Raw genomic sequence first — 16,266 nt, forward strand, 5'->3', positions numbered from 1 at the left:
GGTGGAAATCTAACTCACCCTAAGCCGCCGCCGTCCAGTTCAGACGAATAGTTGAGCGTTACTCTGCCTTCAGGCCATCGGCCGAAACAGCTTTAACGCCTTTGATTTTCTTGGCAATCGCAACAGCAGTGGTTTTCTGAGCTTCGGTCACTGCGACAGAAGAGGACAGGGAAACAACACCTTTGTTGGTTTCAACTTTGATGTCGGTGCCAGGAATACCTTTCTCGGTAACCAGGTCAGCTTTCACCTTGGTAGTGATCCAAGTGTCCGAAGTGGCATCTTTGGATTTGTCGATGTTGTCAGCTTTCATCGCACCGCCAGCCAGCAGGCCATCAGCGGATACAGCGGTAACACCTTTGATTTTCTTGGTGATCGCTACAGCAGTCGCTTTCTGCGAGTCCGAGATAGCTACAGTCGACGACAGGGAAACCACGCCTTTGTTGGTTTCAACCTTGATGTCCGAGCCAGGAATACCTTTTTCAGTCAGCAGGTCAGCTTTGACTTTGGTGGTGATCCAAGTGTCGGAAGTGGACTCTTTGGCTTTGGTCATTTCGCCAGCGGCCAGGGTCATTGGCGCTTGGGAAGTCTGAGCAAAGGCCACGTTAGCACCCATGGCCAGGGTCAGAGCGGTAGCAGTAGCGAGAGCGAACTTCTTCATACGAGTAACTCCTGTTTTATTGAAAGTCTGCAGTGTGTGAACCTTGATGCTGCAGCGTTAACAGGGTTATTGCAGGCACTGTGCCAAGTTCTGAATTCGAATATTCCCCTTATAAAACAGCAACTTACAAAAACATCCAAATCTCGGAATCGTGCAAGTTGCATGAAACTGATCGTGCCTGCGTGCAAGTTGCGGCTTTTTGAATTAACTAAGCGACTGATTTCCCGACATTTTCCTCCGCGCATAAAAAAAGGACTCCGAAGAGTCCTTTTTCAGCTTAAAGCGAAGGGGTAATTAAACGCCCGAAGCCTTGGCTGCTGCTACGTCCTTGATGGACAGCTTGATACGGCCGCGGTTATCCACGTCCAGTACCAGCACTTCCACTTCCTGGCCTTCTTTCAGAATGTCGGTCACTTTCTCAACACGAGCGTCGCTCAGCATAGAGATGTGAACCAGACCGTCTTTGCCTGGCAGGATGTTGACGAACGCGCCGAAGTCGACGATGCGCTCAACTTTACCGACGTAGATCTTGCCGATCTCGGCCTCAGCGGTGATACCCAGAACGCGCTGACGTGCAGCTTCTGCAGCTTCCTTGGTTTCGCCGAAGATCTTGATCGAGCCGTCGTCTTCGATGTCGATCGAAGCCTTGGTCTCTTCACAGATTGCGCGAATGGTCGCGCCGCCTTTACCGATAACATCACGGATTTTGTCGGTGTCGATTTTCATCGCAATCATGGTCGGAGCATTTTCCGACAGTTCGGTACGGGACTGACCAATGATCTGGTTCATCTGACCGAGGATGTTCAGGCGCGCTTCCAGGGCTTGGCCCAGAGCGATTTCCATGATCTCTTCGGTGATGCCCTTGATCTTGATGTCCATCTGCAGCGCGGTAACACCTTTAGCGGTACCGGCTACTTTGAAGTCCATGTCGCCCAGGTGGTCTTCGTCGCCCAGGATGTCGGTCAGGATGGCGAACTTCTCGCCTTCTTTAACCAGGCCCATGGCGATACCGGCAACCGGTGCCTTCATCGGTACACCAGCATCCATCAGCGCCAGGGAAGCACCGCAGACCGAAGCCATGGAGCTGGAACCGTTGGACTCGGTGATTTCCGACACAACACGGATGGTGTACGGGAACACGTCAGCAGCCGGCAGCATGGCTGCAATCGAACGACGAGCCAGACGGCCGTGACCGATTTCGCGACGGCCAGCGCCACCCATGCGACCACACTCACCTACCGAGAACGGAGGGAAGTTGTAGTGCAGCATGAACGGGTCTTTTTTCTCGCCTTCCAGGGTGTCCAGCAACTGTGCGTCACGCGCAGTACCCAGGGTCGCAACTACCAGAGCCTGAGTTTCACCGCGGGTGAAGAGCGCCGAACCGTGAGTCTTCGGCAGAACACCCACTTCGATGTTCAGCGGACGTACGGTGCGAGTGTCGCGGCCGTCGATACGTGGCTTGCCGTTAACGATGTTTTCGCGAACGGTGCGGTATTCGATTTCACCGAATGCAGCTTTGACGTCGCTGGAAGAAGGCTGGCCTTCTTCACCGGACAGCTTGGCCACAACCTGATCCTTCAACTCGCCCAGGCGAGCGTAACGGTCGGCCTTGACGGTGATGGTGTAGGCATCGGAGATCGCTGCGCCGAACTCGGAGCGGATAGCGCCCAGCAGTTCTGTCGCTTCAGCTTGTGGAGCCCAGGTCCACGTTGGCTTGGCAGCTTCGGCAGCCAGTTCTTTAACAGCGTTGATCACAACCTGGAACTCGTCGTGAGCAAACAGTACCGCGCCCAGCATCTGGTCTTCGGTCAGCTCTTTGGCTTCCGATTCAACCATCAACACGGCTTCCGAAGTACCGGCAACGACCATGTCCAGGCTCGAAGCTTTCTGTTGTTCGTAAGTCGGGTTCAGCAGGTAGCCGGTGCTTTCGTGGAACGCAACACGGGCAGCGCCGATTGGACCATCGAAAGGAATACCGGAGATGGCCAGGGCAGCCGAGGTACCGATCATCGCAGCGATGTCCGGATCGGTCTTCTTGCTGGTGGAAACGACGGTGCAGACAACCTGCACTTCGTTCATGAAGCCTTCTGGGAACAGCGGACGGATCGGACGGTCGATCAGTCGGGAAGTCAGGGTTTCTTTCTCGGAAGGACGGCCTTCGCGCTTGAAGAAACCGCCAGGGATCTTACCGGCAGCGTAAGTCTTTTCCTGGTAGTGAACGGACAGAGGGAAGAAGCCCTTGCTTGGGTCCGCGTGCTTGGCGCCAACAACAGTCACCAATACGGTGACGTCGTCGTCAACGGTGACCAGCACTGCGCCGGAAGCTTGACGGGCGATACGGCCTGTCTCGAGGGTAACGGTCGACTGACCGAACTGGAATTTTTTGATAACCGGGTTCACGGTGTCCTACCTTCTTTGTGGCTCTTGGGGAACTTGTCTTCTTGCGAAATTCTTGGGCAATGTCGGGAATCGGCCCGAGCCTGGTCCAGGGTAAAACGTGTATCCAGATAAAACTTGAGGCTGGGAGCCTGCCATGGGCCAGAGGGAATCCCACTGACACACGGCAGACAACCAACCTCTAGCGCAATCGCTTATTAGCGACGCAGACCCAGGCGACCGATCAGAGCCTGATAACGACCCAGATCCTTGCCTTTCAGGTAGTCCAGCAGCTTACGGCGCTGGTTTACCATGCGGATCAGACCACGACGGGAGTGGTGATCTTTACCGTTGGCCTTGAAGTGACCTTGCAGCTTGTTGATGTTGTGGGTCAGCAGTGCAACTTGCACTTCTGGCGAACCAGTGTCACCAACAGCTTGCTGATAGTCAGCAACGATTTGTGCTTTTTCTTGAACGTCGAGAGCCATGAGGCAATCCTTTTTTCAGGAAACCACCCAAAGGGCAATTTCAACAGGCCAGGGACAAATCCCTGTATCTAAAAATGAGTGTTGACCGTGCCTGTTAACAGCCACACTCGTCCGGTCATTCTGACCGAATCAGTCGACGCGGCGCGATGCGCCCGTCTTCGCTCACTTCACCGATACCGATAAAGCGACCGTTATGATCCTGTACCCGCACCATACCGAACTTCGGAGCGTCCGGAGCGCGTACCGGCTGGCCGTTTAGCCAATAGAACGCGCTGTGCTCCGAGAAGTGCAGCAATGGCCAGTCCAGCAAACCGCTGTCCGATGGCATCAGGAAGCGATCAACTGCTTCATTGCCGCCTTCGGCATGTACTGCTTCCAACTCTTCCAGCGTGACCGTCTGGGCAAGGCTGAAAGGCCCTGCCTGCGTGCGTCGCAGCTCTGCAACGTAAGCACCGCAACCGAGCTTTTCACCAATATCTTCCACCAGGGTACGGATATAGGTGCCTTTGCTGCAGTCCACGGCCAAGCGGGCAGTGTCGCCCTCACAGGCGAGCAATTCCAAGCGCGCAATAGTAACAGAACGCGGTTCGCGCTCCACTACTTCGCCCGCACGTGCCAGCTTGTAAAGAGGCTGCCCATCACGCTTGAGCGCCGAGTACATCGGTGGTATCTGACTGATTTCCCCACGAAAACCGGGTAAAGCAGCTTCAATATCAGCACGACCAACGGTCACGTCGCGAACCTGCAAAACATCACCCTCGGCATCGGCCGTGGTGGTGGTCTTGCCCAGTTGCATCAGGGTTTCGTAACCCTTGTCGGAATCGAGCAGGTATTGCGAGAACTTGGTGGCCTCACCAAAGCACAACGGCAATACGCCGGTGGCCAAGGGATCGAGGCTGCCGGTATGCCCGGCCTTCTCGGCGTTCAGCAACCAGCGAACCTTCTGCAATGCGGCATTGGAGGTAAAACCAATGGGCTTGTCGAGCAGAATGATGCCGCTGACGTTGCGACGGATACGTTTGACCTGAGCCACCGCTTACTCCTTGGCGTCTTCAGGTGTGGACGGGTGCTGGCTGTCTTCCGCCACGGCGCGCTCGATCAGTGCCGACAGGTGCGCACCACGCACGACGCTTTCGTCGTAGTGGAAGTGCAACTGGGGCACGCTGCGCAGCTTCATTTCACGGGCCAACTGCATGCGCAGGAAGCCTGCGGCGGAGTTGAGCACCTTGATGCTTTGCGCGATTTCTTCGCTGCTGTCCTGGCCCATCACGGTGATGAAAATCTTGGCGTGACCTACGTCACGGCTCACTTCAACGGCGGTGATGGTGACCAGGCCAACGCGTGGGTCTTTGACTTCGCGACGGATCAGTTGGGCCAGCTCGCGCTGCATCTGATCGCCGATTCGCTGGGTACGGCTGTATTCTTTTGCCATGTCTTGTTACCTGTTACTGCCACACGGTGAAACCCGTGGGGTCTGAAAGCGGCAAACGCCCGGCCTGACAAAAGCCAGACCGGGCGTTGCGTTTAGAGTCCGGACACGGCGCGGGGCATTTGCATGCCCACACGCTGTGTGGCTCCTGAAGTGCGCGAGTTAGAGGCTGCGAGCAACCTGAACCTTCTCGTAGACTTCGATCTTGTCACCAGCTTTGACGTCGTTGTAGCTCTTGACGCCGATACCGCATTCCATGCCGGCACGTACTTCAGAAGCGTCATCCTTGAAGCGGCGCAGGGATTCCAGCTCGCCTTCGAAGATAACGATGTCTTCACGCAGTACACGGATTGGACGGTTACGGTGCACAGTGCCTTCGATAACCATACAGCCGGCAATCGCACCGAATTTCGGCGAACGGAACACGTCACGCACCTCGGCAACACCCAGGATGTTCTCCCGGACGTCACTGCCAAGCATGCCGGTAAGGGCTTTCTTGACGTCTTCGATGATGTCGTAGATGACGTTGTAGTAACGCATGTCCAGGCCTTCCTGCTCGACGATCTTGCGAGCGCCAGCATCGGCACGCACGTTGAAGCCGAACAGTACAGCGTTGGAAGCCAGTGCCAGGTTGGCGTCGGACTCGGTGATACCACCGACACCGCCACCGACAACACGCACTTGCACTTCGTCGTTACCCAGGCCGTTCAAGGCGCCGTTCAACGCCTCGAGGGAACCACGGACGTCAGATTTGAGGACGATGTTAAGCGTCTTCTTCTCTGCCTGGCCCATGTTCTCGAAGATGTTCTCCAGCTTACCGGCGTGAGCACGGGCCAGTTTGACTTCGCGGAACTTGCCTTGACGGAACAGAGCCACTTCACGGGCTTTCTTCTCGTCGGCAACTACGCTCATCTCGTCGCCAGCGTCCGGAGTACCGTCCAGGCCGAGGATCTCGACAGGGATGGAAGGACCGGCTTCTTTGATTGGCTTGCCGTTCTCGTCGAGCATGGCACGTACACGGCCATAGTTCGAACCGACCAGCACCATGTCGCCTTGGCGCAGGGTACCGTCTTGAACCAGTACGGTTGCAACCGGGCCACGACCTTTGTCGAGACGCGATTCAACCACAACACCGCGACCCGGGGCCGATGGCGTTGCTTTCAGTTCGAGTACTTCAGCTTGCAGCAGGACCGCTTCGAGCAGTTCGTCTACACCGGTACCGACTTTCGCCGAGACCGAGACGAATGGCGTATCACCGCCCCACTCTTCGGAAGTCACGCCGTGAACCGACAGTTCGCTACGGATGCGATCAAGATCGGCGCCCGGCTTGTCGATTTTGTTCACTGCAACAACCAGTGGAACACCAGCAGCCTTGGCGTGCTGGACAGCTTCAATGGTCTGCGGCATCACGCCATCGTCTGCTGCAACGACCAGGATCACGATGTCAGTTGCCTTGGCACCACGGGCACGCATTGCGGTAAACGCGGCGTGACCTGGGGTGTCGAGGAAAGTGACCATGCCGCGTTCGGTTTCAACGTGGTACGCGCCGATGTGCTGGGTGATACCGCCGGCTTCGCCAGCAGCTACCTTGGCACGACGAATGTAGTCGAGCAGCGAAGTCTTACCATGGTCAACGTGGCCCATTACGGTCACGACTGGCGCACGGGAGAACGTCTCACCTTCAAACTTCAAGGACTCGGCCAGGGAGTCTTCCAGAGCGGTATCGCTGACCAGGGTCACTTTGTGGCCCAGTTCTTCGGCTACCAGTTGAGCAGTTTCCTGATCAAGCACCTGGTTGATGGTCGCTGGGGTACCCAGTTTGAACATGAACTTGATGATTTCAGCAGCCTTGACCGACATCTGATTGGCGAGATCGCCAACAGAAATGGTCTCGCCGATCTGCACATCACGCACGACAGGGCCTGTTGGGCTCTGGAAACCGTGGGCGTTGCGTTTTTTCAGCTTGGCCTTGCCGCGACCACCGCGACGGAAGCTATCGCTTTCTTCGTCGGTAGTACGTGGGGCAACGCGTGGAGCGGGCGCTTTCTCTTTGACCGAGGCACGATGTGGAGCGTTTTTACGCTCGCCATCGCCACCACCACCGCGACGATTGTTATCGTCGGCACGTGGCTTGTCCGGACGACGAGGTTCGTCGCGCTTGCGAGCGTCTGCTGCTGGAGCAGGTGCGGCGGCAACCGGAGCGGCCTCACGCACAGCTTCAACAGGTGCGCTAGGCGCGGCGACCGCTTCAGTACCAGCAGGTTGCGCAGCAGCAGGCTGGCGACGCGCTTCTTCTTCGGCGCGACGCTTGGACTCTTCTTCAGCCTTCTGACGAGCAGCATTTTCTACTGCGCGACGTTCTTCCAGTTCGCGTTTGCGCTCGGCTTCGATTTCTTCCGGGCTGCGCTGTACGAAGACTTTCTTCTTGCGTACTTCAACGCTGATGCTCTTGCTACCAGCAACACGCAGTGTGCTGGTGGTTTTGCGCTGCAATGTAATCTTGCGCGGTTCTTCCACTTTCGCCTTGTGGCTGCTCTTCAAGTGAGTCAGCAAAGACTGCTTCTCACTGTCGCTCACACCTTCATCGGCGGCGGTGTGCGGCAGACCTGCCTCACGCATCTGCTGCAACAGGCGCTCTACCGGTGTTTTGACCTCATCGGCCAGTTGTTTCACCGTGACTTGCGTCATGCACTTCTCTCCTCAGGCCGCGCCTAGTTACTCGAACCAATGGGCTCGGGCGGCCATGATCAACTTGCCGGCACGATCATCGTCAATGCCGTCGATGTCGAGCAGATCGTCAATAGACTGCTCGGCCAGGTCTTCGCGGGTAATTACGCCGCGCACCGCCAGTTCCATCGCCAAATCCTTGTCCATACCCTCAAGCGAGAGCAGGTCTTCGGCCGGATGGGCGTCTGCCAGCTTTTCCTCAGTAGCGATGGCTTTAGTCAACAAACGATCCTTGGCCCGAGCGCGAAGCTCGTTGACGGTGTCTTCGTCAAAGCCGTCGATGTTGAGCATTTCTTCCAACGGTACGTAGGCAATCTCTTCCAGGCTGGTGAAGCCTTCATCTACCAGCACCTGTGCCAGGTCTTCGTCGACTTCCAGCTCGTCGATGAAGTTGCGCAGGATGTCGCCGGTTTCAGCTTGCTGCTTAGCCTGGATGTCCGATTCGGTCATCACGTTCAGGGTCCAACCGGTCAGTTGGCTGGCCAGACGCACGTTCTGACCACCACGACCAATGGCCTGAGCCAGATTGTCTGCGCCAACGGCGATGTCCATTGCATGGGCATCTTCGTCAACGATAATTGCCGCCACTTCAGCTGGCGACATGGCGTTGATCACAAACTGCGCCGGGTTATCGTCCCACAGCACAATATCCACACGCTCACCACCCAATTCGCCCGACACTGCCTGGACGCGTGAACCACGCATACCAATGCAAGCGCCCTGCGGGTCGATGCGTTTGTCCTTGGAACGGACCGCGATCTTGGCGCGCGAACCCGGGTCGCGGGACGCAGCCATGACTTCGATCAGGCCTTCGGCGATCTCCGGCACTTCGATACGGAACAGCTCGATCAGCATTTCCGGCGCGGTACGCGACAGGATCAGCTGAGGGCCGCGGTTCTCGGTGCGGATTTCCTTGAGCAGCGCACGCAAACGCACGCCAACACGGAAGGTTTCGCGAGAGATGATGTCTTCGCGGGCCAGCAACGCTTCTGCGTTGTTGCCCAGGTCGACGATCACGTTGTCGCGGGTGACTTTTTTCACGGTGCCGGAGATGATTTCACCCAGGCGCTCGCGATAAGCGTCAACGACTTGAGCGCGCTCGGCTTCGCGAACCTTCTGCACGATGACCTGCTTGGCGGTCTGTGCAGCAATACGGCCGAATTCGATCGATTCGATCTTTTCTTCGACGACATCACCGACCTGAGCGCCAGGGTGCGTTTCGGCAACCTTGCTTGGCCAGGTTTCGATGGCCGGATCATCAAGGTCGGCTTCTTCGACGACCGTCCAGCGACGGAAAGTCTCATAGGCACCGGTGTGGCGGTTGATTTCCACACGCAGATCCACTTCGTCTTCAAAACGCTTTTTGGTAGCAGTGGCCAGGGCCAGCTCCAGCGCTTCAAAAATCACGTTTGCCGGTACGCCCTTTTCATTGGATACCGACTCAACAACCAGCAGTACTTCTTTGCTCATCGTACGCCTCGCCTTTCGCAAGCCATTGGATCCGCGGGATCCGCGTCTCAGTCAAAACTGGGAATAATGTTGGCCTTGTCGATCATATCGATCGGCAACAGGAATTCATGGTCTTCTACCTGCACCACGACATCCTGTTCTTCTACACCGCGCAGAAGGCCCTGAAAGTTGCGTCGCCCTTCGAACGGGGAGCGCAGCTTGATCTTCACTTGTTCACCGGCAAATTTTGCAAACTGATCAATAGTGAACAGTGGGCGTTCCATGCCTGGCGAGGAAACTTCGAGGGTATATTCAACGGCGATTGGATCTTCAACATCCAGGACACCGCTGATCTGACGGCTGACAATGGCACAATCGTCCACCAGCACACCGCCCTCTTTATCGATATAAACGCGCAACATTGAGTGGCGACCTTGAGCCGAAAACTCAATACCCCAGCATTCATAGCCTAGGGCCACGATCACCGGGGCCAACAAGGCCTGCAACTCTTCTAGCTTGCTCGACACCTGAACCCCCTCGTGCATGTATGTGCATGCTGTGCAAAATAAAAAAATGGGCGAAACGCCCATCCTTGAAACGCCGTCGAATAGCGGCGTTGAAAGTGTCCAGCTAACAAAAAGCCCCTTAAAAGGGGCTCCGCTAAAACTGGTTGCGGGGGCCGGATTTGAACCGACGACCTTCGGGTTATGAGCCCGACGAGCTACCAGACTGCTCCACCCCGCGACAAAGCTGGGGCGGAAGTATACGACCGATCCCTTACAGGGTCAATGTAACCTTCCACCTACAAGAAAGCCCGCAACAGCGGGCTCTCCTGATAATTGGTACCGAGAAGGGGACTCGAACCCCTACACCCTATGGGCACAACCACCTCAAGGTTGCGTGTCTACCAATTCCACCACCTCGGCAATACAGCGTTTACAACCCTTCTTACTTTTGCTCTTGAGCTGGAGGTACGTCAGTCGCTGGAGTAGCCGACTTTTGCTCTTGAAGCACCGGGACATCATCAGAAGCCGGTTTTGCTTTTGGTACCTCCAACACTGCTGGGTTTGGCAAACCTACTTGAGTCAGCACATGAGCTTTCTCTTTAGCAAAGTAACCTAACCCTAAGCTGGTTATGAAGAAACCGGCGGCAAGTATAGCAGTAAACTTACTAAGAAAGGTAGAGGAACCTTGGCTTCCGAACACAGTATTTGAAGCACCTGCACCGAAAGACGCACCAGCATCCGCACCTTTACCCTGTTGCAACAAAACCAGGGCAACTACGCCCAGGGCAGCCAACAGATGAAAAACGACTACGACTGTTTCCAGCATTTTTTCAGTTTCCCGCGGCGCGACAAATCGCACCGAACTCATCTGCATTCAGGGAAGCTCCACCAATGAGCCCCCCATCGATATCCGGCATGCCGAACAGTTCGACCGCATTGGCCGCCTTCACGCTGCCGCCGTATAGAAGCCGCACACCTTGTGCGACCTCAGAATTCTCTGCCGCCAACTGTGCGCGAATGGCTGCGTGCACATCCTGCGCCTGTTGCGGTGTAGCAGTCAGCCCGGTGCCAATGGCCCAGACCGGCTCGTAAGCAATTACCGCCTTTGCAAACGCACCAACACCCAGCTCCTCGATGATGCTGCCCAGCTGACGCGAGACAACTTCAAGAGTCTTGCCCGATTCGCGTTGCTCAAGGGTCTCCCCTATGCACAACACCGGAATCAAGCCACAAGCCTGTGCCGCTGCAAACTTGCGATTGAGTGTCCCATCACGCTCGCCCATCATCTGACGGCGCTCGGAGTGCCCGACAAGCACATAGGAACAACCCGCATCTACCAACTGACTCGGCGAAATCTCACCGGTCAAAGCACCTTGCATGGGCTCCACCGCAGAATTCTGCGCGCCGACCTGGATCGACTTACCTTTCAAGCCATCAACCACCTGGTTGATATGCAAGCAAGGCGGGAAAACCGCAATATCAACACCGCTAGGCAAGGCCAAGTGACGAAGGCCATTGATCAGCTCAGCGACACTGGCGCGGGTACCGTGCATCTTCCAGTTACCAGCTACCATAGTGCGACGCATGCTGTACCCCGTCGGTCAAAGTGGGCGCAGATGTTACCCAACCACATCATCACTGGCAAGCCGAATTCAGGCGCAAATTTCAGTTACCAGTTTTGCCAGGTCTTCGGCATGGCCGCGAACCTGTGTTTCGTCCTCACCTTCGACCATGACGCGCACCAGAGGCTCCGTGCCGGACTTGCGCAGCAACACCCGCCCACGCCCCGCCATTGCCAGGGTCACGCGCTCGCAGGCGTCTTTGACCGCAGGGTGTTCGATCGGGTTTTCGCCACCGGCGAAACGCACATTGAGCAAAACCTGCGGGCACTTACGCAGAGCCTGTCGCGCCTGAGCGAGGCTCTCCTCACGACGACGCAAGGACAGCAACACCTGCAACGCGGCAATAATTGCATCGCCAGTCGTCGTGTGCTGGAAGCAAACCACATGCCCCGAGTTCTCGCCGCCCACCTGCCAGTTACGCTCCAGCAGTTCGGCGATTACATAGCGGTCACCGACATTGGCCCGAACGAAGGGAATTCCAAGATCTGCCAAGGCCAGTTCCAGGCCCAGGTTACTCATCAGAGTGCCAACGACGCCGCCCTGCAACTTGTCACGCTCATGCAGGTCGCGAGCAATGATGAACAACAAATCATCACCATCCACGACAGCCCCAGTGTGATCCACCATCAGGACACGATCACCATCCCCGTCAAAAGCAATACCGAGATCAGCATGCTCAGCCAGGACGGCCGCCTGCAGTTGCTCCATATGGGTGGAGCCGCAGTTTTCGTTGATATTCAAACCATTCGGTTGAGCCGACAGCACTGTCACATCGGCGCCCAGCTCCTTGAATACACTCGGAGCCACTTTGTAGGTCGCACCATGAGCGCAATCGACAACAATCTTCAGCCCGGCAAAATTGGTACTGGTCGGCACGCTGCTCTTGCAGAATTCGATGTAGCGGCCAGACGCGTCGTTGATGCGTGAGACCTTGCCCAGCTTGCTGGACTCGACCACCGTCATCGGTGCATCCAGCAGCTCTTCGATCATCAGCTCGATCGCGTCCGGCAACTTGGTGCCCTGGCCAGAGAAAAACTTGATGCCATTGTCATCATGAGGGTTGTGCGAGGCACTGATCACGATACCGGCTTCAGCGTGGAAGGTACGCGTCAGGTAAGCGATCGCCGGCGTCGGCATTGGCCCCAGCAGCATTACGTCAGCACCGGCGGCGGACAAGCCAGCCTCCAGCGCGGACTCAAACATGTAACCGGAAATACGGGTGTCCTTGCCCACCAGAATGCGGCAAGCACCCATGCTGCGGAACGCCATACCTGCCGCCCAACCCAGCTTGAGCATGAAATCAGGCGTAATCGGAAATTCGCCGACCCGACCACGGATACCGTCGGTGCCAAAATATTTTTTAGTCATAAGTGCTCCATCGTTCTTATTCGGCTGATTCTACAGCGGCAAGCATACGCACCACATCGACCGTCTCGGCGACGTCATGCACACGCAAGATACGCGCGCCCTTGGTAACCGCGAGCGCTGCCAGAGCAAGGCCACCGTACAACCGCTCACCCACCGGTCGACTCAATGCGAGCCCTATCATGCTCTTGCGCGAAACACCGACCAACAGGGGCCGACCAAGCGCATGCAAGGCCTGCATATGTTTGAACAGACTTAAATTGTGCTGAAGGGTTTTGGCAAAGCCAAACCCAGGATCAAGGATGATTTTTTCGGCAGCAATCCCAACCTTGGCGCACTGAGCGATCCTTTCAGCAAGAAACCCACTCACTTCACCAACGAGATCGTCGTAGTGTGGACTGTCTTGCATATTGCCGGGCTCTCCCAGCATATGCATCAGGCATACGGGCAGACCGGTTGCCGCTGCCGCATCCAGGGCACCGTCTCGCTGGAGGGAGCGCACATCGTTGATGAGCCCCGCACCCAGGCGCGCCGTCTCGCGCATCACGGCCGGAGTCGATGTATCCACCGAGATGATCACGTCCAACTCACGAGCAATGCGCTCGACGATCGGCGCCACTCGCTCCAACTCCTCGAGAGGAGAAACAACGCGAGCGCCAGGGCGAGTCGACTCACCACCGACATCAATCAAGGTCGCGCCCGCCGCCACCATCGCCTCGGCGTGACGCAATGCGGCATCGAGTTGACTGAAGCGGCCGCCGTCGGAAAAGGAGTCGGGGGTTACATTAAGAATGCCCATGACATGTGTACGGGCCAAATCAAGAACCCGGTTGCCGCAAGGCAACCGGGTTGAGGACAACGCAGAAGTCATTTCAAACCTTAGTGGTCAGCTGCCGGACCGCCGATTGGGGCTTCAGGGCGCTCGTTCTGAACTACTGGCGGAGTGCCAGAAGTGCCCGAACCACCTTCCCAATCGCGAGGCTCACGAGGCGTGCGACCCGCCATGATGTCGTCGATCTGGTCGGCATCAATGGTCTCGTACTTCATCAACGCATCAGCCATTGCATCCAGCTTGTCGCGATTGTCGGTCAGGATCTGTTTGGCCGTGCCGTAGCACTGGTCAATGATGCTGCGCACTTCGGAGTCGATCAGCTTGGCCGTTTCACCCGAGAAGCTGGCAGCTTGACCGCCACCGCCACGACCCAGGAACACTTCGCCTTCTTCTTCGGCATACATCAAAGGCCCGAGTTTTTCAGACAAGCCCCACTTGGTCACCATGTTCCGTGCAATCTGGCTGGCACGCATGATGTCGTTGGAGGCACCGGTGGTTACGCCATCGAAGCCAAGGGTCATCTCTTCAGCAATTCGGCCACCATACAGTGAGCAGATCTGACTGATCAGCGCACGCTTGGAGAGGCTGTAACGATCCTCTTCAGGCAGGAACATGGTGACACCCAACGCCCGACCACGAGGAATGATCGACACCTTGTAAACCGGGTCATGCTCAGGCACGACACGACCAACAATGGCGTGACCGGCTTCGTGATAAGCGGTGTTCTGCTTCTCTTTCTCGGACATGACCATGGATTTGCGCTCAGCGCCCATCATAATCTTGTCTTTTGCCAGTTCGAACTCTTTCATTTCTACGATGCGCTTGCCGGTACGGGCAGCGAACAGCGAAGCCTCGTTCACCAGGTTGGCCAAGTCAGCACCGGAGAAGCCTGGAGTACCACGGGCAATGACGGCCGGAGCCACGTCGTCGCCCATCGGCACTTTGCGCATGTGCACTTTCAAAATCTGTTCGCGACCACGGATGTCCGGCAGACCCACTACCACCTGGCGGTCGAAACGGCCTGGACGCAGCAGCGCAGGGTCCAGTACGTCCGGACGGTTGGTTGCGGCGATGACGATAATGCCGTCATTCATTTCAAAGCCGTCCATCTCCACCAGCAATTGGTTGAGAGTCTGCTCACGCTCATCGTGACCACCGCCCATGCCTGCACCACGATGGCGACCAACAGCGTCGATTTCGTCGATGAAAATGATGCATGGGGCGTGTTTCTTGGCCTGTTCGAACATATCGCGAACACGGCTGGCACCGACACCGACAAACATCTCGACGAAGTCAGAACCAGAAATAGTGAAGAACGGCACCTTGGCTTCGCCGGCAATCGCCTTGGCCAGCAAGGTTTTACCGGTACCCGGAGGACCCACCATCAGCACGCCGCGAGGAATGCGGCCGCCCAGACGCTGGAACTTGCCCGGGTCACGCAGGAACTCGACCAGCTCGCCAACTTCTTCCTTCGCTTCATCACAACCCGCGACATCCGCGAGGGTGGTCTTCACCTGATCCTCGGAGAGCAGGCGTGCCTTGCTCTTGCCGAAGCTCATCGGCCCGCCCTTGCCTCCCGCACCACCCTGCATCTGGCGCATGAAGAACATGAACACGGCGATAATCACCAGGATCGGGAAGCTGGCCACCAGGAGCTGGGTCCAGATGCTCTGCTGCTCAGGCTGCTTGCCTTCAACGACTACATGGTTATCCACCAGGTCGCCGATCAGACCGTTGTCCTGAATTGCCGGACGAATGGTCTTGAAGCTGTCGCCATCGTTGCGTTTGCCGGTAATCACGTAGCCATCAACCGCTACGCGCTCGACCTTGCCATCCTTAACTTGCTGGATGAAGTCGGAATAGTTGAGGGTCTGCGGCTCGTTAGGGCTGGAGAAGTTGTTCATCACCGTCACCAGGACAGCCGCGATGATCAACCACAGGATCAGATTCTTTGCCATATCGTTCAATTAACTACCCTCTGAAGCAAGCTCCGCTACTGGCGCGCGCTTCGCATGATATTCACCGGCCTAACTTACTACATTACCTACAACTCTGGCAGGCGCCGTCTGTAACCCTTTGTGAAACTTTGACTACACAATATTCGTAAAGCTTCATGACGAAAGCGATATAAAAAAACCTATCGCCTTCCTCGAATTCCTCAAAAACGCTCTTCACTCGCCGCACCTTCAACACCGCGGAAGCCGCGACACAGCAGGTATTGCTCACGAGACCTGTCCCGGGAAGAGTCAGGCTTGCGCGTTTGCACCTTGTCGAACAATTTGCGGATGTTCTTGTGGTACTCGTCAAAACCTTCGCCCTGGAAGACCTTCACCAGAAAATCACCACCAGGACGCAAAACCCGACCTGCCAAATCCAGCGCCAGCTCACAAAGGAACATCGCGCGCGGCATATCAACAGCCGGTAATCCACTCATATTGGGGGCCATGTCGGAAATCACAAGGTCTACCTGCGAATTTCCCACAGCTTCAAGGATCTGTGCGAGCACCGTGTCCTGGGTGAAATCACCATGAACAAAGGTCACATCCGGGATGCTGTCCATTTCCAGGATATCGGAAGCGATCAAGCGGCCTTGCCCACCAATCAGACGACTGGTCACCTGGGACCAGCCACCAGGGGCTGCGCCAAGATCAATAACGCTCATGCCTGGACGAATCAATTTGTCCTTGTCCTGGATCTCCAGCAGCTTGTAGCTGGCCCGGGAACGGTAGCCGTCCTTTTGCGCCTTTTTGACGTAAGGGTCGTTGAAATGCTCTTGCAGCCACTTAAGACTAGTTTTGGAACGGGCCACGGGCC

14 protein-coding genes and 2 tRNA genes are annotated in these 16,266 nt (G+C 56.5%); all 16 read right to left on the reverse strand.

The genetic code is table 11. From position 1 onward, the window contains the following. Window positions 1-58: 58 nt before the first annotated feature. Window positions 59-658, reverse strand: a complete 600-nt coding sequence (locus ACLBW8_RS19070; protein ID WP_128587646.1) for a BON domain-containing protein — start codon at window positions 656-658, stop codon at window positions 59-61. Between the two features lie 294 nt (window positions 659-952). Continuing rightward, complete coding sequence (pnp, locus tag ACLBW8_RS19075; RefSeq protein WP_053258071.1) at window positions 953-3,058, reverse strand: polyribonucleotide nucleotidyltransferase; 2,106 nt, start codon at window positions 3,056-3,058, stop codon at window positions 953-955. A 194-nt stretch (window positions 3,059-3,252) separates the two neighbouring features. Continuing rightward, a complete protein-coding gene (gene rpsO, locus ACLBW8_RS19080; protein ID WP_003176135.1) occupies window positions 3,253-3,522 on the reverse strand; it encodes a 30S ribosomal protein S15 in 270 nt (89 codons plus the stop codon). Between the two features lie 115 nt (window positions 3,523-3,637). Next, the gene (gene truB / locus ACLBW8_RS19085) at window positions 3,638-4,555 is read right to left on the reverse strand and encodes a tRNA pseudouridine(55) synthase TruB (RefSeq protein WP_025857114.1); all 918 of its coding nucleotides are present in this window, start codon (window positions 4,553-4,555) and stop codon (window positions 3,638-3,640) included. Window positions 4,556-4,558: 3 nt separating this feature from the next. Next, window positions 4,559-4,954 (reverse strand): 30S ribosome-binding factor RbfA, encoded by a 396-nt coding sequence (gene rbfA / locus ACLBW8_RS19090; RefSeq protein WP_016973761.1) that lies wholly within the window; start codon window positions 4,952-4,954, stop codon window positions 4,559-4,561. 159 nt (window positions 4,955-5,113) lie between these two features. Further along, window positions 5,114-7,639: a translation initiation factor IF-2 gene (gene infB / locus ACLBW8_RS19095; protein WP_064454173.1), complete on the reverse strand. Its 2,526-nt coding sequence runs from the start codon at window positions 7,637-7,639 to the stop codon at window positions 5,114-5,116. A 27-nt stretch (window positions 7,640-7,666) separates the two neighbouring features. Beyond that, window positions 7,667-9,148 (reverse strand): transcription termination factor NusA, encoded by a 1,482-nt coding sequence (gene nusA / locus ACLBW8_RS19100; protein WP_003212187.1) that lies wholly within the window; start codon window positions 9,146-9,148, stop codon window positions 7,667-7,669. Between the two features lie 47 nt (window positions 9,149-9,195). Beyond that, complete coding sequence (gene rimP / locus ACLBW8_RS19105) at window positions 9,196-9,654, reverse strand: ribosome maturation factor RimP (RefSeq protein ID WP_034117933.1); 459 nt, start codon at window positions 9,652-9,654, stop codon at window positions 9,196-9,198. A 140-nt stretch (window positions 9,655-9,794) separates the two neighbouring features. Continuing rightward, window positions 9,795-9,871: transfer RNA gene (locus ACLBW8_RS19110), tRNA-Met, on the reverse strand. Window positions 9,872-9,967: 96 nt separating this feature from the next. Then, window positions 9,968-10,053: transfer RNA gene (locus tag ACLBW8_RS19115), tRNA-Leu, on the reverse strand. A gap of 22 nt (window positions 10,054-10,075) precedes the next feature. Further along, window positions 10,076-10,459 carry a preprotein translocase subunit SecG gene (gene secG, locus ACLBW8_RS19120; RefSeq protein ID WP_010206600.1) on the reverse strand — a complete coding sequence of 128 codons (384 nt, stop codon included), beginning with the start codon at window positions 10,457-10,459 and terminating at the stop codon, window positions 10,076-10,078. A gap of 4 nt (window positions 10,460-10,463) precedes the next feature. After that, window positions 10,464-11,219 carry a triose-phosphate isomerase gene (tpiA, locus tag ACLBW8_RS19125; protein WP_064454174.1) on the reverse strand — a complete coding sequence of 252 codons (756 nt, stop codon included), beginning with the start codon at window positions 11,217-11,219 and terminating at the stop codon, window positions 10,464-10,466. 66 nt (window positions 11,220-11,285) lie between these two features. Then, window positions 11,286-12,623, reverse strand: a complete 1,338-nt coding sequence (gene glmM / locus ACLBW8_RS19130; protein ID WP_064454175.1) for a phosphoglucosamine mutase — start codon at window positions 12,621-12,623, stop codon at window positions 11,286-11,288. A 16-nt stretch (window positions 12,624-12,639) separates the two neighbouring features. Then, window positions 12,640-13,491: a dihydropteroate synthase gene (folP, locus tag ACLBW8_RS19135; protein ID WP_447806081.1), complete on the reverse strand. Its 852-nt coding sequence runs from the start codon at window positions 13,489-13,491 to the stop codon at window positions 12,640-12,642. Window positions 13,492-13,499: 8 nt separating this feature from the next. Beyond that, entirely contained in the window at window positions 13,500-15,410 is a 1,911-nt protein-coding gene (ftsH, locus tag ACLBW8_RS19140) for an ATP-dependent zinc metalloprotease FtsH (protein WP_017478564.1), read from the reverse strand. A gap of 200 nt (window positions 15,411-15,610) precedes the next feature. After that, window positions 15,611-16,261 carry a 23S rRNA (uridine(2552)-2'-O)-methyltransferase RlmE gene (rlmE, locus tag ACLBW8_RS19145; RefSeq protein ID WP_015885924.1) on the reverse strand — a complete coding sequence of 217 codons (651 nt, stop codon included), beginning with the start codon at window positions 16,259-16,261 and terminating at the stop codon, window positions 15,611-15,613. Between the last annotated feature and the right edge of the window lie 5 nt (window positions 16,262-16,266).

It is taken from the genome of Pseudomonas sp. M5A4_2d, from assembly GCF_053345295.1.